Origin of the sequence: Parabacteroides sp. ASF519 (assembly GCF_000364265.2) — a bacterium.
In the GTDB taxonomy this organism is placed as follows: Bacteria; Bacteroidota; Bacteroidia; order Bacteroidales; family Tannerellaceae; genus Parabacteroides; species Parabacteroides goldsteinii.
Genome location: NZ_AQFV02000006.1, coordinates 5,313,868 through 5,335,839, shown reverse-complemented (window position 1 = coordinate 5,335,839; position 21,972 = coordinate 5,313,868). Strand labels below are relative to the sequence as shown.

The 21,972-nt window shown below is 42.9% G+C and carries 17 protein-coding genes and 2 pseudogenes; 9 read left to right on the top strand and 10 right to left on the bottom strand.

Annotated features, from left to right (window positions below):
* Positions 1–3: 3 nt before the first annotated feature.
* Positions 4–546, top strand: a complete 543-nt coding sequence (locus C825_RS21360; RefSeq protein WP_010800100.1) for an RloB family protein — start codon at positions 4–6, stop codon at positions 544–546.
* Here the strand turns inward: C825_RS21360 and C825_RS21355 are convergent.
* Complete coding sequence (locus C825_RS21355) at positions 502–1,758, bottom strand: sensor histidine kinase (protein WP_010800099.1); 1,257 nt, start codon at positions 1,756–1,758, stop codon at positions 502–504. The two genes, C825_RS21360 and C825_RS21355, sit on opposite strands and share 45 nt — an antisense overlap.
* Positions 1,755–3,106, bottom strand: a pseudogene (locus C825_RS21350) (sigma-54-dependent transcriptional regulator). Before C825_RS21350 ends, C825_RS21355 begins: the two are co-directional and overlap by 4 nt.
* A 214-nt stretch (positions 3,107–3,320) precedes the next feature.
* Between C825_RS21350 and C825_RS21345 the strand changes: the two are divergent.
* Both C825_RS21345 and C825_RS21340 read left to right on the top strand, forming a co-directional pair.
* Complete coding sequence (locus C825_RS21345; RefSeq protein ID WP_010800097.1) at positions 3,321–4,019, top strand: ABC transporter ATP-binding protein; 699 nt, start codon at positions 3,321–3,323, stop codon at positions 4,017–4,019.
* Between the two features lie 12 nt (positions 4,020–4,031).
* Positions 4,032–6,413, top strand: coding sequence for an ABC transporter permease (locus tag C825_RS21340; protein ID WP_010800096.1), 2,382 nt, complete (start codon positions 4,032–4,034; stop codon positions 6,411–6,413).
* A gap of 189 nt (positions 6,414–6,602) precedes the next feature.
* On the opposite strand, the gene C825_RS21335 is transcribed toward C825_RS21340, so the two are convergent.
* On the bottom strand, positions 6,603–7,067 hold the full coding sequence (locus tag C825_RS21335; protein ID WP_007657813.1) for a YdeI/OmpD-associated family protein: 465 nt from the start codon (positions 7,065–7,067) through the stop codon (positions 6,603–6,605).
* Between the two features lie 220 nt (positions 7,068–7,287).
* On the opposite strand from C825_RS21335, the gene C825_RS21330 reads away from it, so the two are divergent.
* The 4 genes from C825_RS21330 to C825_RS21315 all read left to right on the top strand — a co-directional run bounded on the left by C825_RS21330 (position 7,288) and on the right by C825_RS21315 (position 11,128).
* Positions 7,288–7,695: a DUF1848 family protein gene (locus tag C825_RS21330; RefSeq protein WP_007657814.1), complete on the top strand. Its 408-nt coding sequence runs from the start codon at positions 7,288–7,290 to the stop codon at positions 7,693–7,695.
* Between the two features lie 159 nt (positions 7,696–7,854).
* The gene (locus C825_RS21325) at positions 7,855–8,385 is read left to right on the top strand and encodes a C40 family peptidase (RefSeq protein ID WP_007657815.1); all 531 of its coding nucleotides are present in this window, start codon (positions 7,855–7,857) and stop codon (positions 8,383–8,385) included.
* 79 nt (positions 8,386–8,464) lie between these two features.
* Entirely contained in the window at positions 8,465–9,739 is a 1,275-nt protein-coding gene (gene serS / locus C825_RS21320) for a serine--tRNA ligase (protein WP_010800095.1), read from the top strand.
* A 96-nt stretch (positions 9,740–9,835) separates the two neighbouring features.
* Positions 9,836–11,128, top strand: a complete 1,293-nt coding sequence (locus C825_RS21315) for a DUF3472 domain-containing protein (protein ID WP_010800094.1) — start codon at positions 9,836–9,838, stop codon at positions 11,126–11,128.
* 144 nt (positions 11,129–11,272) lie between these two features.
* Here C825_RS21315 and C825_RS21310 read toward each other — a convergent pair whose 3' ends face one another.
* Together C825_RS21310 and C825_RS21305 are read right to left on the bottom strand one after the other, a co-directional pair.
* Complete coding sequence (locus C825_RS21310) at positions 11,273–13,729, bottom strand: CoA-disulfide reductase (protein ID WP_010800093.1); 2,457 nt, start codon at positions 13,727–13,729, stop codon at positions 11,273–11,275.
* A gap of 66 nt (positions 13,730–13,795) precedes the next feature.
* Positions 13,796–14,161, bottom strand: coding sequence for a MarR family winged helix-turn-helix transcriptional regulator (locus C825_RS21305; protein WP_010800092.1), 366 nt, complete (start codon positions 14,159–14,161; stop codon positions 13,796–13,798).
* A 170-nt stretch (positions 14,162–14,331) separates the two neighbouring features.
* Here C825_RS21305 and C825_RS21300 point away from each other — a divergent pair, with 170 nt between their 5' ends.
* Positions 14,332–14,658, top strand: coding sequence for a cupin domain-containing protein (locus C825_RS21300; protein ID WP_007657820.1), 327 nt, complete (start codon positions 14,332–14,334; stop codon positions 14,656–14,658).
* Between the two features lie 57 nt (positions 14,659–14,715).
* On the opposite strand, the pseudogene C825_RS21295 reads toward C825_RS21300, so the two are convergent.
* The 5 genes and pseudogenes from C825_RS21295 to C825_RS21275 form a co-directional block, all read right to left on the bottom strand.
* Positions 14,716–15,693 (bottom strand): annotated as a pseudogene (locus C825_RS21295) (dihydroorotate dehydrogenase-like protein).
* A 20-nt stretch (positions 15,694–15,713) separates the two neighbouring features.
* Entirely contained in the window at positions 15,714–16,382 is a 669-nt protein-coding gene (locus tag C825_RS21290) for a YggS family pyridoxal phosphate-dependent enzyme (RefSeq protein WP_007657822.1), read from the bottom strand.
* The gene (locus tag C825_RS21285) at positions 16,379–16,888 is read right to left on the bottom strand and encodes a DUF4494 domain-containing protein (protein WP_044215177.1); all 510 of its coding nucleotides are present in this window, start codon (positions 16,886–16,888) and stop codon (positions 16,379–16,381) included. The genes C825_RS21290 and C825_RS21285 overlap by 4 nt, the downstream gene beginning before the upstream one ends.
* Before the next feature lie 284 nt (positions 16,889–17,172).
* Positions 17,173–17,634, bottom strand: a complete 462-nt coding sequence (gene ndk, locus C825_RS21280; protein WP_007657824.1) for a nucleoside-diphosphate kinase — start codon at positions 17,632–17,634, stop codon at positions 17,173–17,175.
* Positions 17,635–18,253: 619 nt separating this feature from the next.
* A complete protein-coding gene (locus C825_RS21275) occupies positions 18,254–18,856 on the bottom strand; it encodes a master DNA invertase Mpi family serine-type recombinase (RefSeq protein ID WP_007657826.1) in 603 nt (200 codons plus the stop codon).
* Between the two features lie 278 nt (positions 18,857–19,134).
* Between C825_RS21275 and C825_RS21270 the strand changes: the two genes are divergently transcribed.
* Positions 19,135–21,972, top strand: coding sequence for a bifunctional fucokinase/fucose-1-phosphate guanylyltransferase (locus tag C825_RS21270; RefSeq protein ID WP_044215176.1), 2,838 nt, complete (start codon positions 19,135–19,137; stop codon positions 21,970–21,972).

Genomic DNA, 21,972 nt, shown 5'->3' with positions numbered 1-21,972 from the left:
GATATGGGACGACAAATAAGAAAATCTAAAGGTAAAACAATGAAACCAAACTTCTTTGTTTTCTGTGAGGGGGAGTCTGAGGTTGCCTATATCAGTCACCTTCGTTCGCAATACCGTGCGCCTATTCAGATTATCCCTAGAAAGAGCGATTCGAACATATCCGTTCGGTATATAGAGAATTGTAAACGGGAATATGTTGCAACCAAAAATGATAAAACATTTCTAATGTTTGACCTAGATGTGGACGGAATGCTGGAACACCTGCAAAGTATTCCGGATGCGGTATTGCTGGTGTCGAATCCATGTATTGAGTTGTGGTATTTACTGCACTTTGAGGAGTGTCATGCCGAACTAATTCAAAACACTTGCATAAAAAAATTGAAAAGACATCTTGAACGCTACACAAAGGGAACTTTGGCATTGAATGAGAAACAGCTATTGTCTGACAAGACATCAGAAGCAACGGCAAGAGCCAAGGTGTTGGAGATATATAATAATCCATCAACTACTGTCTATAAAATGACAGACCTGCTGGAAGGTTTGTAATTTCTTACTGAATAGGATAGTGAAGGCACTTCCTTCTTTCTCCTGGCTTTGCACGTGCAGCTTTCCGTTATGCAGTTTGACGATTTCCCGGGAAATGCTCAGGCCGATGCCGTTGCCGTTTTTCTTGGTACTGAAGAATGGAATGAAAATCTTGTCGCGGATTGAGTCGGGGATGCCCCTGCCATTGTCGGCAACGGTGAGGTAAGGATGTCCTTCTGAGTCATACCCGGAGAAAAGATGTATTTGCGGATTCTCTTTTTCACTTGTGGCATAGGTGGCATTGGTTATAAAATTGATGATAACCTGTTCTATCAAATCCCTGTCCATAAAGGCGGTGACTTCCGGAGCGTTTGTTTTTAGCGTGAAAGCGATCCCTTTTTGTTGAAGGGAAGGATTCATCAGGGAATGAACAGAACTCAGCAAATCATAGAGATTATATGATTTCATATCAGGTACTATCTTTTGGCTTAGATTACGATAGGTTTCGGCAAAGCGCAGTAGGCCTTCACTTCTCCGGTGAATTGTGTCCATCGCCAGTTCCATATCTTCCAGATCCGTAGTAGACGGTTCGGATACATTTTCTTTCAATGTATGTATTTTTCTTCTGAGCGTATCCGAGAGGGATGAGACAGGGACGATAGAATTCATAATCTCATGAGTCATTACATTGAGTAATCCTTTCCAGGCACCCGATTCGACTTCTTCCATCGTTGCGCTTACATTATGGAAGGCAATCAGTTTGTAGGTTTTCCCTCCGGTTTGAAAGACGGAAGCGTTTGTCATTGTTTTGATGGTTTGCTTCCGGGCATGGATCGTTATCAGGGTACTTTTGTTTACCGGGATATCGAGCAGTTCATTGAAAAGGTTTTCGTTTTGCTTTTTCAGCCAGTTGATATTCTTGATATGAGGAATGTTGAGCAGGGTCGTAAAAGAATCATTCATCCATAGTGATTCATGGGTTTCCACATCATAGGCGAGGATACCTGTATCGACCAGTTCCAGCATCTCTTTCAGGTAATGCTGCTGCGCTTCTTTCTCGGCCGCCAGATTCAGGAAGGCATCCGTGATAGATTGGAACCGGGGGGATTTCCTTGAAAAATCTCTGTTAATGATGGACTCGGCAAATTCGTCAATATCCTGTTTTGTTTTCCTGCGTACATATATTATATATAGCAGAAGTATAACGATTAGGATGGATAGGGCGATCGTCATAGTCCGTGTTTTTCTAGCCGGCGGTATAAGGCTCCCCGGGTTAATCCCAGTTCTTTTGCCGCTTGCGATATGTTTCCGTTATGTTTTTGAATGACCTGTTCGATGGCTGTCTTTTCCAGATCATCCAGATTATGTGTCGGTATCGGTTGGGCATTTTCTTCCTGTTGCTCTAAGGGAGAGAAGGTGATGTCTTCCGCTTTCAGCACATCGCTGTCGGCCATGATAACGCCTCTTTCTATGGTGTATTGCAGCTCGCGTACGTTGCCGGGGTAATGATACAGCATCAGTTTCTTTTTGGCTGAGTCGGCTAAACGGAACTTTTGTTTGAAATACTTTTTCTCATACATTTTCAGGAAATGTTTTGCCAGCAGGATAATATCTTCGCCTCGTTCACGTAGAGGCGGTACGGTTATCTCTACTGTATTGATTCGGTAAATCAAGTCTTTACGAAACTTTGCTTCGTTGGCTAACTCCCGTAATGGCAGGTTGGTTGCTGACAGCAGACGGATATCCACCGGCATCGGTGTATTGGCTCCGAGGCGGGTCACTTCACGGTTTTGCAGCACGGTCAACAGTTTGGCCTGCTGTTGCAAAGTTATATTTCCGATTTCATCCAGGAAAAGTGTCCCTTTATCTGCTGCCTCGATTAAACCGGTACGATCTTCACGCGCATCTGTAAATGCTCCCTTTTTATGTCCGAAAAGTTCGCTCTCGAAAAGGGTTTCCGTCAGGGAACCTACGTCTACTTTTACAAATGGCTGATTCCGGCGAAGGGATGACTGATAGATGTAGCGGGCAACAAGATCTTTTCCTGTTCCGTTTTCTCCCAAGATCAATATGTTTGCATCGGTAGGTGCTATCTTTTGCAATTTATGGAACAAAAGCTGCATGCTTTCCGAGTTTCCGATAATCTCTATATCAGTATTTCTTTTATTTGTTTTCTCTTTACTGTCCGGAGTTGCCTGTTTCCGAAGTGTCTCCGACAGGATATTCAGCAGATGCTCGTTATGCCAGGGTTTGACGATAAAGTCTGCGGCCCTTCTTTTAGGCTTTTGATGGCTAGGTCTATATCTGCATAGGCTGTAATCATAATGACTGACAGGGAAGGTTTCCGTTTCTTTATTTCTTTCAGCCAGAACAGACCTTCGTTGCCGGTGTTGATGGAGCTTCTGAAGTTCATATCCAACAAAATAATGTCTATGTCATTCTCTGTGACCAGCTTATGAATGTTGTCCGGGTTTGTTTCTGTCAGTATTGTTTTCACTTCCATCTTCAGCAAAAAACGTACGGCGGTCAGAACGTCTTTATCATCATCAACAATCAGTATATTTGCCTGGTGTAAGTTCATAATTACTCTTGTTAGTAGGTTGCAAATATATCAAGAATGAAGTGAATGCCCAAGCTGTTCCTGTTTTTTGTCTGTAGGCAGACATAAGGTGTCCGTTTATGGACACTATTCAAGGGCGGTCGTTTTGTTAATGGGTTAATATATTGGGGATTGCTGTTTTGGCATATCAATTGTTCCGGATTTATATGTAACATGCTAAATTATTCATAAGACTATGATTAGAATAAATGATTTGAGGAAAGTCTATAGGACGGAAGAGGTGGAGACAATTGCTTTGGATAATATGTCGCTTCATGTAAAGGAACATGAGTTTGTTGCCATTATGGGACCGTCGGGATGTGGAAAGTCTACTTTACTGAATATACTGGGATTGCTTGACGATCCTGATTCGGGTTCCTATCTTTTTAATGGGGTTGAGGTTACCGGATTAAATGAAGACAAACGTTGCGATTTGCGAAGGGAGAATATCGGTTTTGTTTTCCAGAATTTCAATCTGATAGAAGAGTTAACTGTATTTGAGAATATCGAATTGCCGTTGGAAAATTGTGGAATGAAAGCCTCCCTCCGCAAAATGAAAGTAGAGAAAGCCTTGAAAAGCGTCCTTCTCAATCATCGCCGTAACTATTTCCCGTCGCAGCTTTCGGGCGGACAACAGCAGCGTGTGGCGATTGCCCGGGCAATTGTCAATGATCCGAAACTGATCCTTGCAGATGAACCAACCGGAAACCTGGATAGTCGCAATGGCCTGGAAATAATGGATCTGCTGACTATGCTCAATGATGCCGGAACCACGATCGTTATGGTAACACACAGTGAACACGATGCCCGTTACAGCCACCGGATTATTCATATGCTGGATGGGAAACCTGTTTCGGAAAATTTCCTGAAAGAATTAGCTTATACCGCAAACTAAAAAACTTACACAATGAATATAAGAAGATCTCTCCGGATTATTTTCCGGAATAAAATATATAGTTTTCTGAATATCCTGGGGCTGGCAATCGGAATTACTTCGGCTGCACTTATCTTTCTCTGGGTGGAAAGTAAAGTGAATTTCAACAAGGCAATCCCTAATTCCCGAAATATATATGTCAGTGCATCTCATTATTTTCCTGTCTCGAATGAATGTATAACAAGCTTCGAATCAAATTCTATGCTGTCAAAAGTTTTGGAGGACGAATTTCCGGAAGTGAAGAGTTGTAGCAGATATAGTGCTCAGCCAGTCGTTTTTGTCCCTGAAAATACAACAGACTCTTTTGAAGAAAAGGGAGCTTATGCCGATTCCACTCTCTTTAATCTGATCGGTATGAAGTTCATAAGTGGTGATGCCTCTTCCGTTTTCGAACCGCAATATTCCATTGTCCTCAGCCGGTCGATGGCTCGAAAGATATATAACGAAGAAGATCCGATAGGAAAGGGGTTGATTCATGAAGGAGTTATATATCAAGTAACGGGTGTGTTTGAGGATATGCCCGGTAATACTTCGTTCCAATTTGAATGGCTGATACCTTTTCGTGTCTTCGTAGAGGAAATGAAAAAAGTATTTAATGTAAACGAATGGGGGGCTTCCTGGCTGCAAACTTATGTCGAGTTGGAACCGGGAGTGGATCTGGAGCAGTTGAATGAGAAGCTGAAAGGACTCGCTTTTCGTAAAGCCGGGCCGGCTTGTGAGAGTATTCAGATATTCCTTTATCCTCTTAATAAAATGCTTTTGTATGGTCAGTTTAAAGATGGGATAGAAACTGGTGGCGGCTACATAAAGACTGTCTCCCTTTTCTTTCTGATCGGAGTGTTGATACTCCTGATTGCCTGTATCAATTTTATGAATCTATCGACTGCACGTTCCCAAAAACGGGCGTTGGAAGTCGGAGTGCGGAAAACCTTCGGAACCAAACGAAAACACCTGATCCGGCAATTTCTGGTAGAATCGGGGTTGATAACATCGATAGCTCTTTTGCTGTCGGTCGGATTGATCTGGTTGAGTCTTCCCTGGTTTAATGAATTTATAGGCGTTCAATTATCCTTTAGTCTGCTCGATCCGACGATTGTGACCGGACTGGTGGCGATCGGATTGTTTTGTACTTTTCTGGCCGGTAGTTATCCGGCGTTGTATCTGTCTTCTTTCAATCCGTTGACTACGCTGAAAATGCAGAAAGTGAGTAAAGGGGGAAGTGCTGCATGGATACGTCAGGGGTTGGTTATCTTTCAATTTACGATGGCATTTATCCTGATTTGTAGTACTTTCGTTATTTATCTTCAGATACAGCTGGTACAAAAACGGGATATCGGAATAAAAAAAGAAAATCTGGTAAGTTTTCCGGCTACCGAAGAATTGTGTAATGCGTCTTCGGCTGTGCGGAATGAGCTGATCAATACCGGTGTAGTAGAAAATTGTGGGTTTTCAGCCAGTCCGATTCTGAAATCGAGTATGCGTACCAATCCCTGGTATTGGAATGGAAAAGATCCGGAAGATGATGCCTATATTTCTTTTAATTTTGTGTCGGAAGGTTTGATAGATGCTGTCGGGATAAAACTGCTTGACGGAACGGATATCGATCCGGCTAAGAAAAATAATAAGGGAGGGGCAGGAATCCTTATCAATGAGACTCTGGCAAAAAGAATGGGAAGGGAAGGCCGTGTAGGAGGACAAATCGGCCAGTCGCCTGATCACAAATGGGAGATAGTTGGTATTATGAAAGATTTCGTGTTCGATGATTTTTATACACTTGAGCCGGCGTCTGCTTTGTTTTTCTATGATCCTCAAAGAACGTATATATTGTTTGTTCGTCTGAAACCGGATATCGATACGTATGAAGCGATAGGGCGGGTACAGACGGTATTGCGTTCTTTTACACCGTATCATGCGTTTGAGCCGACCTTTATGACCGACCGTTTCGATGATTTGTTTGAGGATGAACATCTGGTAGAAAAGTTGTCTGCCTTATTTGCTATGCTGGCAATTTTTATCTCCTGTTTGGGGTTACTGGGATTAAGTGCCTTTTCTGCCGAACAGCGAACAAAGGAAATCGGTGTCCGCAAAGTATTGGGGGCTAAAATAATAGATATACTATTTTTGTTGGGAAAAGCGTATATGGTACTTTTACTTATTTCTTTTGTAATAGGTATTCCTGTCTCTTTATATGCCGCTAACCACTATCTGAAGGATTATGCCTACCGGATTACACTCGGTTGGGATATTTTTGCAGGAGTGGCCTTGCTGATAACCCTGATTGCTTTGCTGACGGTTAGTTTCCAATCGTTAAGAGCGGCTCTCAACAATCCGGTGAAGTCTATAAAGACGGAGTAATTCGTATTCAAGAGAAAGTATGTACAGACTTTGGATATGGTCTTTATTGTTCACTTGCCTATGTTTTTGAAGTAAAGTCCTGTCATAACGCCCATTTACGTTCGCTCCAGTCTTTTATGGATTTATCATCAGGTGATATTTCCATAAGAGTCAGGAGTGGATCGTATTCTATCGATCAGGTTTCTACTGTTAAATCTTTTCATTCTTTTGTATCATTGTTATCGTTTTGGCAATGCGGTTAGCTTTGGTTTGTTCTGTTTTTGCAGAATTAATCCAATCTATAAATGCTTTTTTTTGACCATGCTTATATTTTTCAAATTTATCTAAGAGGCCCTCCTCATTTTCCATGCACAACAATAATTCTTCGGGTATTATTAATGGCGTATTATCTTCATACAGTGTGATATGTACGATATCTGGAGCTTGCTTTTTTATTTTTTTTCTTATTTCCGATTTTACAGCCAGACCTATATGTCCGTTTCCGATAGGCATCAGGTGTACATTGGAAAATTCATAGTTATCTATCTTTCCTTTTACTTTTAGCATTCCAAAAGGAGTCTTAGGCATTGGGATTTCCGGTATTTCGACAAATGTCCAACTTTCAATTTTATCTAATACGTAATCTTTGTCTACTAATGGCTTTTCTGTTTTCATTTTGCAATATTGATAGTAAGGTTACAAATATAGACTATTGTGGCGACAACAGTATGTCAGTAGGTGAAATAATCTTCTTTCAACTCTAAGAAAACAAATATTCAAAATGTTCTCTATTTCATAGACTTAAGTATTTGAATACAAATACAATTGTATTTAGAAACAAAAACAGTTGTATTTGCAACTAAAAACAATTGTATTTTGAGAAGGAATAAGTCAGTTGATAGATACGTTTAAACGATTGGTTGACCGTCTAGATAGCGACCGGGTTATCTGGCGCTTTGACCCGATGGTGCTGACTGACCGGATTTCTAAAGATGATTTACTGGAAAAGGTTGAGCGTATCGGAAATCAGTTAAAAGGGTATACGAAGAAGCTGGTATTCAGTTTTGCTGATATTCTGGAATATAAGAAGGTAAAAGCGAATCTGGAAAAGAATCATATTAATTACCGGCTTTTTGAGAAGGATGATATGGAGTATCTGGCGAGAGGGTTGATGGGGTTGAACAAATATACCTGTCCGCATAAATGTGAGTATTGTTATGCAAACTCTTCAAAAATGATAGCGGAAGCTAATTATAACCAGCACAAACTGAATCCTTACTTTGAATCGATCGTTGGAATGTGATGGTGTTTTCTAAAAACTTTTCGAATGGTGTTGAAAAATATGTATATTTGCATTATAAGAATCAATCCTAATAAGTATGAGATGGGGTAGATGTTGTAAAGCAAGTAAAAGAAACGGTTCATCGTATTGCTCCAACTACAGAAAGAGAATAAATAAATCATGATATATAAAAATCCTATATTCAGCCTTTGGCTGTTTTTGTTTGTACTGGTCCTGACATCCTGCAGCAGTAAGAAACGTGTGGCACTTCCGGCTGATTTTAAAGGGCCGAAGGAATTGTCACGTTTATATGGTGTGCGTATTACGCCGGATGATAATATCTTTCTTTATAATGAAGGGGCGAAATGGCTGGGGACACCTCACCGGATGGGAGGAAGTACCAAGCGGGGCGTGGATTGTTCCGGGTTTGTGGCGATTGTGTTTCGCGAGGTTTATGGAAAACAGTTGGCACGTTCGTCGGCGGATATGCTGAAATATAATTGTAAGAAGGTCAGTCGTGGCAAATTGCAGGAAGGCGATTTGGTGTTTTTTAAAACAGGAGGAGGCAAGAAAAAGACGCCTAACCATGTAGGAATTTATCTGAAGAACGGGAAGTTTATCCATACCAGTACTTCCAGGGGAGTAATGGTCAGCAGCTTGAGCGAACCCTATTATACCCGGAGCTGGATAACGGGAGGACGGGTGAAGTGAGATATTTTTGTAAACATCTGAGCGGAAGTTGCTTTTTTATGTATCTTTGCATTTCAAAATAAATAAACATAGAGCAAGTATGTTGACGCTTAAAATGATTACGGAAGAAACAGACCGCGTGATTCGTGGTCTGGAGAAGAAACACTTTAAGGGTGCAAAAGAAAGCATCGCTAAGGTGATTGAACTGAACGATAAAAGACGTAGTACACAGAATCAATTAGATACAAACCTGGCAGAGGTTAACTCGCTGTCGAAAACAATCGGTGGCCTGATGAAAGAAGGCAAAAAAGAAGAAGCCGAAGCTGCTAAAAAGCGTGTTGCCGAAATCAAGGAACTGAGCAAGGGCATTCAGGCAGAAATGGACCAGGCTGCGGAAGAGATGCAGAACCTGCTTTATACAATTCCGAATGTGCCTTACGATGAAGTGCCCGAAGGCGTTGCTGCTGAGGACAATGTGGTAGAAAAAATGGGTGGTATGGAAACAGAACTGCCGAAGGACGCACTGCCTCATTGGGAATTGGCTAAAAAATATGATTTGATTGACTTCGACCTGGGTGTGAAGATTACAGGTGCCGGTTTTCCGGTTTATAAAGGACAGGGCGCTCAGTTGCAGCGTGCTTTGATAAACTTCTTCCTGGATGAGGCACGCAAATCCGGTTATATGGAAATCATGCCGCCGACCGTGGTAAATGCCGCTTCCGGCTTCGGTACCGGTCAGCTTCCGGATAAGGAAGGACAGATGTACCATTGCGAAGTGGACGACCTTTATCTGATACCGACTGCCGAAGTGCCGGTAACCAATATCTACCGTGATGTGATTATCGATGAAAAACAGTTGCCTATCAAGAACTGTGCCTATACACAATGTTTCCGTCGCGAAGCCGGTTCTTATGGTAAAGATGTACGCGGTTTGAACCGTCTGCACGAGTTCTCTAAAGTGGAACTGGTTCGTATCGACAAACCGGAACATTCTAAGCAGTCTCATCAGGAAATGCTGGACCATGTGGAAGGCCTGCTCCAGAAGCTGGAACTTCCGTACCGTATCCTGCGTCTGTGTGGTGGCGACATGAGTTTCACTGCCGCTCTTTGCTTCGACTTCGAAGTATATTCGGAAGCTCAGAAACGTTGGTTGGAAGTAAGTTCCGTATCCAATTTCGATAATTATCAGGCTAACCGTCTGAAATGCCGTTATCGTGATGAGAACAAAAAGACACAACTGTGCCATACACTGAACGGAAGTGCTTTGGCTTTGCCGCGTATCGTTGCTGCATTGCTTGAAAACAATCAGACACCTGAAGGTATCCGCATTCCGAAAGCGTTGATTCCTTATACAGGTTTCGATATGATTAAATAATTACCTTAGTTTATCTACGGACAATAAATAGAAAAACGGGACAGAAAGTAGCGAGGTTTACTTCTGTCCCGTTTTTGCTTTAAATCTAAAATAAGAATGAATAAGATTAAACAAATTATCCTGTTCGGCATAGCTGTCCTGATGTGCAGCTGCCAGAGTAAGCAGATGGAACCTTCGGCTGAGGCGGTATCGGTTCCGTTAGGCGGAAACACTTATGTGACTGCCGGAAAAGAGAGTGCGAAGGTTTCGACCGATGGTATCAAATCGTGGACGGGGACGGATGCCGTCTTGTCGGCGTGGTTTAAAACCAGCCAGCCCGGTGATTTGAATCTTTTCCTGAAAGGGAAAGCGGCAGACGGACCGTCGACTGTAAAGGTAACTTTCGGTGGTAAAAGTTTTACCGTAAAAGTGACGGAAGCAGAGGAAACGGTTATTCCGGTAGGGAAGGTATCCGTTACGGAACCGGGGTATATCCGTGTGGATTTGCAGGGAGAAGAGAAAGAAGGCGCTCAGTTTGCCAATATCTCCGAACTGCTGATAGACGGGCCGGCTGCGCAGGAGCCTCTTTATTTTGTGCGTAACTTTGAACCTTACTGGGGAATGCGCGGACCTTCCGTACATATGAAATATACATTACCGGAAGAATCGATCGAATATTTCTACAATGAAATAACGGTTCCGGAGGGAGAAGATAAGATTGGCAGTTACTTTATGACGAATGGTTTCGGTGAAGGTTATTGCGGTATCCAGGCGAATAGCGATGCGGAACGCCGTGTCTTGTTTTCCGTATGGAGCCCGTTTGAAACGGACGACCCGAAAGCGATACCGGAAGACCACCGCATCAAGCTGCTGGCGCAGGGAAAAGATGTACATATCGGAGAGTTCGGTAACGAAGGGTCGGGGGGACAGAGTTATCTGAAATATCCCTGGAAAGCCGGACAAACTTATCGTGTCATTACCCGTGTTCATCCGGACGGTAAAGGGAATACGGCCTATTATGCCTGGTTCTTTGCTCCTGAAGAAGGTGAGTGGCGATTGATAGCCGGTTTTCTGCGGCCGCAGACAAACGCATGGTACACCGGAGCACATTCTTTCCTTGAAAACTTTATGCCCGGGCAAGGTTATCTGGAACGTAGTGTCCATTTTGGAAACCAATGGGCCCGTACGGCTAAAGGAGAGTGGAAAGAGCTTACTGAAGGCATGTTCACTTATGATGCCACTGCCCGTGCCAGCGTCCGCCAGGATTATGCCGGTGGGGTGGAAGATAATATGTTCTTCCTCCGTAACGGCGGTTTCTTCAATGATAATACAGAGTTCAAATCAGTTTTTACACGTCAGCCGAACGGAACAGCTCCGGATGTCGACGTAACGACATTGCCCCTGAAATAGAGGCCTATTATTTGTCAAGAAAAAAACATAGGACTTTTGAAATCAAAATAAGGGACTTTTGTAAGCAAAGCATATATGTTTTAAACGCAAAACATATATGCTTTTTTTATGGGGTATATATCCTTTGGAAAATAACCGGAGTGTTTAGATGAACAGGTTTACGTTTGCATCTTCCGCCCGTTCAAGATAAGTGGCTACTCCGCCAAGCGTGACGTTGTCCATCAGTTCCTCTTTTTTGACACCCATCACATCCATACTCATGGTGCAGGCTATCATTTCGACACCGTTCTCAGCGGCTTGAGCGATGAGGCTTTCCAGGCTGTCGATATGCTTTTTCTTCATAATGAGGCGCATCATCCAACTTCCGGCACCACCCATATTCATTTTCGATAGTTTCAGTTTACCGCTGTGGGCGGGAAGCATCCAGCCGAACATTTTGCCGAATATATCTTTTGAAACAGACGGTTTCTGCCGTTTCTTGATGACATTCAGTCCCCAGAAAGTGAAGAACATGGTTACTTTCTTGCCGGTCGAGGCGGCTCCGTTGGCAATAACGAAGGAGGCAAGGGCCTTATCCAGGTCGTCACTGAATACAATCAACGTCTTGTTGTCCGTACCGTTCACCATTTTACAGGAACTTTTAGGTTCACCTTTTTCGATTGTAGCATGGATGACTCCCGATTTATTCTCAACTCCGACCAGCTGTGCTCCGGTCATATTGCACCAGGCGGCTACATCTTTCCCGAATCCCTGGTCGGTGGCGGTTATCAGAAGACGGTCACCTGTATTTATCTCAGCATAATGTTTTTTCAGCTGCATGACTGGACCGGGGCATTGAAGACCGCAGGCATCAATCCGGATAGTCTGTTGTGAGGGAGAAGAAGATGCGGCGGCGGTAGACGTTTTTGGTGTCATTGCTGTTTGGGAATTGCCTTCTGTTTGTTTGGAAGCTATTCCGGCTGTCGCTACACTCCATGTTTTGAATCCTCCCGACAGGTTCTTTACATTTTTATAACCATGCTGAACCAAAATGCGGTAAGCCAGATATCCGCGTAATCCGATGGCACAAGTCACTACGATTGGTCTGTCGGTTGGCAGTTCCGGCAGGCGGTTGCGCAGTTCGTCGACCGGGATATTGATAGCTCCCGGTATGGAACCCAGGTTATATTCGTCGGCAGTGCGTACATCGACCAACAGGGAATTGCTGCCCAGCTGTGCTATGTCGCGCCAGTTAATGGTTTCGACCTTTTTGGTAAGGATATTCTCTGCAACATAACCAGCCATGTTGACGGGGTCTTTGGCTGACGAATAAGGAGGTGCGTAGGCCTGTTCCAGTTCGGTCAGGTCGTAGACTGTTCCTTTGCGTTGTATTACCTGGGCAAGCATTTCGATTCGTTTGTCTACTCCGTCGAATCCAACAATCTGGGCACCGTATAACTGTCCGTTGTCCGGTGAGAATACTATTTTTATAGACATCGGAACGGCTCCCGGATAATAACCGGCGTGCGAAGCCGAGTGGGTGTATGATGACTGATAGGGGATGCCTTCCCGTTTCAGTAACTTGGCATTGGCACCGGCGGCAGCGACCGTAATATCAAACACTTTGGCAATAGAAGTGCCTATCGTACCTTTATAAGTTTCGCGATTGCCGAATACGATATTATCGGCTACGATACGTCCCTGTTTGTTCGCCGGACCAGCCAGCGGGATTAAAGCCGGTTTGCCTGTTACCGGATTGAGCACTTCGACAGCATCTCCCAGGGCATAAATGTCCGGGTCGGAGGTCTGCATATAATCGTTTACGGCAATCCCTCCCAGGGCTCCGATGGCCAGTCCGGCTTCTTTGGCCAGCTTTGTTTCAGGACGTACACCAATACTGAGGATAACCAGGTCTGTCGGAATCTGTTTGCCGCTCTTCAGGTGGACGATGATACCTCCGTCTGTCTCTTCAAAACGTAATACGCCGTCTTCCAGACGCAGGTCTACCTTTTTTTCAATCAGTTGCTGATGTACGATAGCGGCCATTGAATAATCGAGCGGAGCCATTACCTGGTTAGCCATCTCGACAACGGCGATGTCAAGACCCTGGTCGTGCAGGTTTTCGGCCATTTCGAGTCCGATGAATCCGCCGCCTACAACTACTGCATGGCGGGGATGCTCCCGATCTATATACTTTTTGATCGTATCGGTATCGGGTACGTTGCGTAGGGTGAATATCTTTTTGCTGTCGATACCTTCGATGCCGGGACGCAAAGGTTCGGCTCCCGGAGAGAGCACCAGTTTGTCATAGCTTTCGGTATAAGACTGTCCGGTGCGGAGATTCTTCACTTCTACGTTTTTTTCTTTGGGATGGATAACGGTTACTTCCTGCTCGGTCCGTATATCAATATTGAAACGGGCGGTAAAACCTTCGGCGGTTTGTACGAACAGTTTATCACGCTCTGCAATGACGCCACCGATATAATAAGGTAGCCCGCAATTGGCGTATGATACATATTTGCCCCGTTCAAACAGGATAATGTCTGCATTTTCGTCCATTCTTCTCAGACGTGCGGCGGCTGTTGCTCCGCCGGCTACTCCTCCGATTACTAAATATTTCATCTTACTTTCTTTATTATTGTTATTATACATATTTTCTAATGGAAAATAAATAAGTAAAAAAAGGGATTATCCCTTTTCCATACATTGTTGCAGTTTTCCGAACAGGCCGTCGAAACGTAATTCGGCATTCATCATTTTCTGTACTTTTTCTTTTCCTTTCGGGGTAAGAGAAAAGAACATCTGCCGTTTATCTTCCTTACTCATCGTACGGTCGATAAAGCCTTTGTTTTCAACGGAAGTGATTACTTTGGATACACGTGAGTTCGATAATCCGATATATTCACAGATGGTGCCTGCTGATTTGGGCTGATTGTCTTTCAGGCAGCAAAGCAGCATTGCTTCGTTGATTGTAATTTCATGAACGTCTGAAAAAGCCTTTTCAAACTGATATAATGTTTTGTATATGTCTTTGATTACGCAGATTGCTTCCATGTCGTATTCTTTATTAATGATGCAAAGATAGATAATATTTTTAATATTGATATTGTTTAGTGGAAAATATTTTATCCGGCTTGTTGAAGGGTAGTTGAGAACAAATGTTTTTCATCTGTTGTTTTAAGAAAAACAGAATGGATTATTATAAACCAGTAAATAGAAAAGATATGGAAAAATTATTTCAAAAAGGAGTTGTAGTCGATTTAAGCAATTTGGTTGATTATTCAGCGGGTGGGGTTGTCAGCAAACAAATCGTGAAAAGTGCAGCAGGTAACATTACTCTGTTTTCTTTTGATAAAGGGGAAGGACTGAGTGAACATACCGCACCTTTTGATGCTCTGGTACAAATACTGGAAGGTGAAATGGAAATCGTTGTCGATGGAAATCATTCCCGGATGAAAGCAGGGGAGTCGTTGGTGCTTCCTGCCAATGTACCGCATGCTTTAACAGCGGTGCAACGTTTTAAAATGCTTCTGACAATGATTAAGGAATAAATAAAAAAGAGACAAGGCTGGAACCCTGTCTCTTTTCTGTTTTATCAGATTTGTTTCTTAGTCTCTGTTTGAGAAGTATTTCATGAACTGTGAACGTTCATACATGGCCGGATCCGGGATATTGGCATAATTCAGTTTACCCTGGAATTGTGCCAGATTCTGATAATGTGTCTGGTGCATCCATTCTTCAATACAAGTAAGTACTTGTGATATGATTTCGCCGCCATGAGTATATAATGCGCTGCACATCTGTACGGCAGAAGCTCCTGCCAACAGGCATTTGATAACGTCTTCCCAATCGTGGATACCGGTTGACGAAGCGATGCTTATTCCGGGAACCTTACCTGAAATGATTGCCGTCCAGCGGATTGTGTCGCTCAGGTCGGAGTGGTTGCTGAATACGTTGCCCGATACTATCTGCATATTGTTGATGTCGATGTCCGGCTGGTAAAAGCGGTTGAACATCACTACGCCATCTGCCCCGTTAACCTTTAATGTATTAACCAGTGCCGGAATGTTTCCGACGTTTTTCCCGATTTTCATGATAACGGGTATTGAAACCGTTTCCTTTACTTTCCGGATGATGTTGACGTAAAGGTCACGAATCTCGTCGGGATTGTATTCCAGACTCGTTTCAAGAAAATAGACATTCAGTTCAAGTGCGTCGGCTCCTGCCAACTCTATCTGACGGGCAAAGTCAATCCACACATCAGACTTGTAACAGTTGATGCTGGCAATGATAGGAATGGTACACTATTCTTTTGTCTTTTTTATCAGTTCCAGATAGTTGTTTACCTGGTTTGCTTTTACATAACCACGGATATAATCGGCAGCTTCCGGATAGTCTGAATCCTGCATAAGCGAATCGCTTTGCATTTCAATTTGTTCTTCAAAAAGAGATTTGAGAACAATCGCTCCGGCACCTGCCTTTTCGAATTCCTTGTTTCGCTCAGGGTTGTTTGTCAGACCTGAACTTCCTACAATTAACGGATTACGAAGTGTTAGTCCCGCATATTGGGTTTTAATGTCAATCATGTTAGATTCAATTTAATGTGTTAGTACTCGCGTTCGCCGAAAATACTGGTTCCAACCCGTATCATGGTGCTACCCTGGCGAATGGCAACCGGATAATCGTGACTCATTCCCATAGATAGTACTGCAAAATTATCATTTCCTATGAAATATATAGCTTTTAATTCGCTGAAAAGTTCATGTAAGATGTGAAATTCCTGTTCGATGAGCGCAATGTCATCGGTATAGGTCGCCATTCCCATCAATCCGCATATCTGAATATTGCCTAGTTCGGCAAGTTGTTCGTTTTGCAGAAGCTCACGGCACTCGTCAGGACTTAGTCCGTGTTTGGTCTCTTCCTGAGCAACATGTATCTCCAGCAATACACGGATTATACGGTTGTTTTTTGCGGCTTGTTTATTTACTTCCTGTAATAATTTCAGCGAGTCGATGCTATGGATTGTATGGATAAATGGCGCAATATCTTTTACTTTATTGCTTTGCAGCGGACCGATAAAATGCCATTCGATATCACCCGGTAGTACTTTTTGTTTAGCCGTCAGCTCCTGTGCCCTGCTTTCGCCAAAGACACGCTGGCCAGCATTGTAGGCCTCCATCAATGCTTCTGCCGGATGAAACTTGGACACGGCTACCAATGTGACGTTTGCCGGTAGCGATGCCTTTAACTGTACTATGTTCTGGGAGATACTCATGCTTCCTGTGCTTTGTCCTCAGCCTGTTTTTTCTGTTCGGCAATCAGTTCTTCTCCTGATTTGGGCGTTTTGTCATCATTGACGGAGAAAGGGAATACGTCCATCAGCATGGTTTCTGTAACCGAAGCGATTGTGTAATCGGCCATGGTGCCTTTCATGCCTTCTTCCAGTACGGCGATGGCTTCTTTCAGTGTGCAAGCCTGTGCAAGCATCTGTGCAGCCGTTTTCTTTTCAGCGCCGCTTTTTTCATCGAGTGTGATGAAATATACTTTAATTTTGTAGAAACGGTCGCCGTTTTCGTTGAAGAACAATTCTGAAAGACGGGCACGTTTGATGTCAGTAACAGTAAATTCGCCGGATATGAACGGGCGTATTTCTTCAATGATACGGGCTTCCGCTTCTGTGAAAGAGAGGGCGTCGACCAGATAAGGTTCTGTTACTTTCTTTTGCATTCCGTTCTCCAGTACTTTTTCAAAGGAGACTTTACATTCAAACCAACTGTGCATATTGTTTTCTTTTAATTTTTTGTCTGTACTCGTGTTTAAAATACAGTACAAATATAGGTCCAATTCGGGAATAATACAACTGCAAGTAATTTCTTTATTTTTTCGGAACATTTCATAGAATGGGCTTGTTTATATAATGTAGTGTGTTTTTCATGGTATTAGATTTTTAGATTAGTAATGAGGTTGTTCATCCGGTTCGGGAGGATAGGATGATATCGTAGAAATAAAAAAACCGGAAAAGAGTCTATGATTTCTCTTTTCCGGCTTTTTGTTTACTTTATCTCTCAGAATTCATCGTTTGCATAAAGACTGAGCAGGTTTTTTGTCTCATAACTAAATAATTCATCCTCATTGAAAAATCTTTTTAATTCGATTGCGGCTGTTTCCGGTGAATCGGAGGCATGTACGATATTTTCCTGTACACTCATGCTGTAGTCTCCGCGGATGGTTCCCGGGGCGGCATTTCTTCCATTGGTTGATCCGGCCAGCGTACGCACTACATTTACCGCATCGACTCCTTTCCAGCAACAAACAATCACAGGGCATACAGCCATTGCGTCTTTAACCCTTTGAAAAAAAGACCTTTCTTTCAGGTGAGCGTAATGTTCGCTTAAAATCTCATCCGTCAACCAGGTCATTTTCATGCCTTCCAATATCAATCCCTTTTTTTCAAAACGGGCAATTATTTCACCAATCAGACCTCGCTGGATGGTGCATGGTTTTAATATAACAAGTGTTCTTTCCATACTTTTTTCTTTTTATAAGGTTCAACGAATATTTCTACTAGCGCAATTTATCCCAAAGATAGTATATTTATTCACAATTAGTTAATTTATAGTATAATAATGTGTAAAAGTGAGATGAAAAAATGAAGTTTTCTCAATACACAAGTAATTATTTACTAAAGTAGAATCCCAGAGTTCTTGTTCTTTCTATTCCTTGCTGCGCCTAATAGAATAACTTTTTAGCTTTTAACTTAAATACTTATATCCATATCACTTTATTCCTTGAATTTTTTCTCTTGGTGTAATTTTTACAATCTCTTTTTTATTCTCAAAAAAATGTCTGTCTTGTCCGAAGACGGCCTGTTATTTGCTTCTGATATGTGAATCATTAAAAATTAATTTTTTGTTGATCGATAATTGTATCTAATGTTTTCATAATGAGAGTGTAATGGTGGATAAAATATTCCTTCAGAACACAAACAGTATTAATATTAGATGTTTCAATACACATTTTTCTTATGTATTTAGAACAAACAACTATAAATAAACAATTTAGCTTAGATTTTATTCACCTGGATTGCATTGTTTAACAATTGGGACACATGTTCTTCGGGCGACAAAAAACTTAATATTTCTATAATCAGTCTAACTCCGGGTTCATCCTCATGAAATCTCTTAAAGTTTGTCTGTTTACTCCTAACTTTTTACTGATGTACAATCTGGTTTTCTTTTCTTCCAGAAGTTTACGAATGAGATTTTCTTTACCGGACAGTTTGTACTGTTCCGACTTTCCCCCCTTGGGACGACCTAGTTTTGTCCCTTCTTTTTTCTTTCGTGCCAACGCTTCTTTTGTACGTTGAGAAATCAGGTTACGTTCTATCTCGGCACTCAGGCTGAAAGCAAAGGCCAGGATTTTGCTGTTGATGTTGTTTCCCAACTCATAGCGTTCTTTGACCGTTATCACGAAAATGTCTCTCTCCATGCATTGATGGAGGAAGCTCATAACCTGCATCAGGTTACGACCTAAACGGGATAACTCAGTTGTAATCAAGATGTCTCCTTTACGGATTTGCTTGATTAACCGTCCTAGTTGCCGTTCTGCAACATCTGTTGTTCCACTGATTGTTTCTTCTACCCAGCGATCAATACGCATGCTTTTGGCTTTTGCGAACTTTTCAATTTCAAATCGCTGATTTTCAGTACTCTGCTTATCCGTACTGACTCTTACATAACCGTATATCATACAATTGAATATTAAATGAATAACTAAAGATACGTTAGAAAACTAAATGATAGGGGGTGATTAGTAAAAACCAACGTTTTTTATCGTCAACTGGATATGTAAGTTGCTTTTCACTACAAATATGAATATAATAATTTAAACCAATGGCATATTGAATGGTAAAATTAAATTAAAATTTAACTTACGTGTGATCATAATGGAAGGAAAAACTACTTTTGTGATAAAGATAGAATAACTAGGCAGGAATGATTTCATCGTTTCCTGATACATATATAAATATGAAGAAATTATTATCGTTACCGCCCAATTTGGTGAATAGTTTCCACAAGATAGCGAAAGTAAATGTGGATGAATGGTTTTGTACTTCCGACCCCGTAGGGGCACGGCTTGGTTCCGGTGGTGGTACAACCTGGTTGATCGAAGCATGCCGGCAAAATGAAGCACCTCAAATATCTGTAAAGGAATGGCTGGCAAAAGAAAAAAGAATTTTGTTGCATGCCGGAGGTCAAAGCCGGCGGTTACCCGGATATGCCCCGTCGGGAAAGATTTTGACTCCGATACCTGTTTTCAGATGGGCGAGAGGGCAAAAGTTATCACAAAATCTGCTATCCCTGCAACTTCCTTTATATGAGGAGATCATGTATAAAGCGCCGGATTCACTCCATACCCTGATTGCCAGTGGTGATGTGTATATAAGAAACAGTGAGCCGTTACAGGATATTCCGGAGGTGGATGTTGTTTGTTACGGATTGTGGGTCGATCCTGCCCTGGCTACCAACCATGGTGTATTCGTGTCGGACCGGCAGACGCCCGATAAACTGGACTTTATGCTTCAGAAGCCTTCTTTGGATGATTTGGGGAAGTTGGCACAGACACATCTTTTCCTGATGGATATAGGGGTCTGGTTACTTAGCGACCGGGCAATGGAGTTGCTGATGAAACATTCTTATACAGCCGACAGGAAGACTATGAAATCTTACGATCTGTATTCTGAATTTGGGCTGGCATTGGGAGAACATCCCCGTATTGCCGATACTGAACTGAATCAGTTAAGTGTGGCTATTTTACCATTGGAAGGAGGAGAGTTTTACCATTATGGCACGAGTCGTGAACTGATCTCTTCCACACTAGCCGTTCAGAATCTGGTACGTGACCAGCGGGCAATTATGCACCGTAAGGTTAAACCTCATCCGGCCATGTTCGTGCAGAATGCAGCTATCGATTTGACGCTGACAGCCGAGAACTCTGAGCTATGGATTGAAAACAGTTATATAGGAAAGAATTGGAAACTGGATAACCGCCATATACTAACCGGTGTCCCGGCAAATAACTGGGAATTGGATCTGCCCTCCGGTGTTTGTATCGATGTCGTTCCGGTCGGTGAGCAAGACTGGGCTGCACGTCCTTATGGTTTTAATGATCCGTTTAAAGGAGCATCTGACGATGAGAAAACGCTTTTCATGGGATGTCCTGTCATTCAATGGGGAAAGGATAGGGGAGTAACATTCGAACCTTTTGATGATTTACAGAATGCCCCGTTGTTCCCGGTTTGTAAGAATACGGACGAATTAGGACTGGTGATACGCTGGATGGTTTCCGAACCCGGACTGGAAAATGGCCGTAAGATATGGGAAACTTCCCAGAAAATGTCGGCGAATGAATTATCTGATTATGCGAATCTGGATCGGTTGTTTGCCCAACGTGAAAAGTTCCGTTATGCCAACTGGCCGATGCTGGCCGCTAATCACGAGAAAAGTGTCTTCTATCAGTTGGACCTTGCTGATGCTGCACGTGAATTTGCCGGTGGAAATCTGGCTTTACCTGAGGTGCTTTCCTCTGAAGTTCCTTTAATGAAACGGATACATAACCGGATGTTCCGGGCTCGTGTATTGCAACTGGAAGGGAAGCCTTATGAAGAGGAACAACAGGATGCTTTTTCATTGTTGAGAGAAGGACTGATCGGGTCTGTTTCCCGTGAAAAGCAATCTCCTTTCCTGAATGTCTATCGCGATCAGATTGTTTGGGGACGTAGTCCGGTACGTATCGACCTGGCTGGCGGATGGACTGACACACCTCCTTACTGTATGTATGCCGGGGGAAACGTGGTTAATGTAGCTATCGAACTGAATGGCCAGCCACCGTTGCAAGTATATGTCAAGCCATCGAAAGAATATAAAATTATTTTACGTTCCATAGACCTGGGGGCTATGGAGGTTGTTTCAACCTGGGATGAATTGCATGATTATAAAAAGATCGGTTCTCCTTTCTCTATACCGAAAGCAGCGTTAGCACTTGCCGGCTTTGTCCCGGAATTTTCAGCAGAGCATTACCCTTCGCTGGAAGATCAGTTGAAGAGTTTCGGTTGCGGGTTGGAGGTAACTTTACTGGCGGCTATTCCTGCCGGTTCCGGACTTGGTACCAGTTCTATCCTGGCAGCGACGGTTCTGGGGGCAATCTCTGATTTTTGCGGTCTGGCCTGGGATAAAAGTAAGATTGGATACCGCACATTGATACTGGAACAATTGCTGACAACCGGCGGAGGCTGGCAGGATCAGTATGGCGGAGTATTGCACGGTCTGAAACTTTTACAAACAGGAGAGGGATTCAACCAGAATCCTTCCGTGCGCTGGTTGCCGGAATATTTGTTTACAGACTCGCAATATCAGGGCTGTCATTTACTTTATTATACCGGTATAACCCGTACGGCAAAAAATATCCTGGCTGAGATCGTGCAAGGGATGTTCCTGAACAGTGGGACCCATCTCCACCTGCTCTCAGAAATGAAAACACATGCCCTGGATATGTTTGAAGCCATCCAGTGCGGTAATTTTGAAACCTACGGCAAACTTATCGCAAAGACCTGGGAACAAAAGAAAGCACTCGATTCCGGAACAAATCCTCCGGCAGTAGAGGCACTTATCACCCAGATTAAAGAGTATGCCTTGGGATATAAATTACCCGGAGCAGGTGGAGGCGGTTATCTGTATATCGTCGCTAAAGATCCGGATGCGGCCTTACAAATACGCAGACAGCTGACTGCTTCGCCGCATAATCCGAATGCCCGTTTCGTTGAGATGAGCCTTTCCGATAAGGGGTTGCAGATCAGCCGGTCGTAA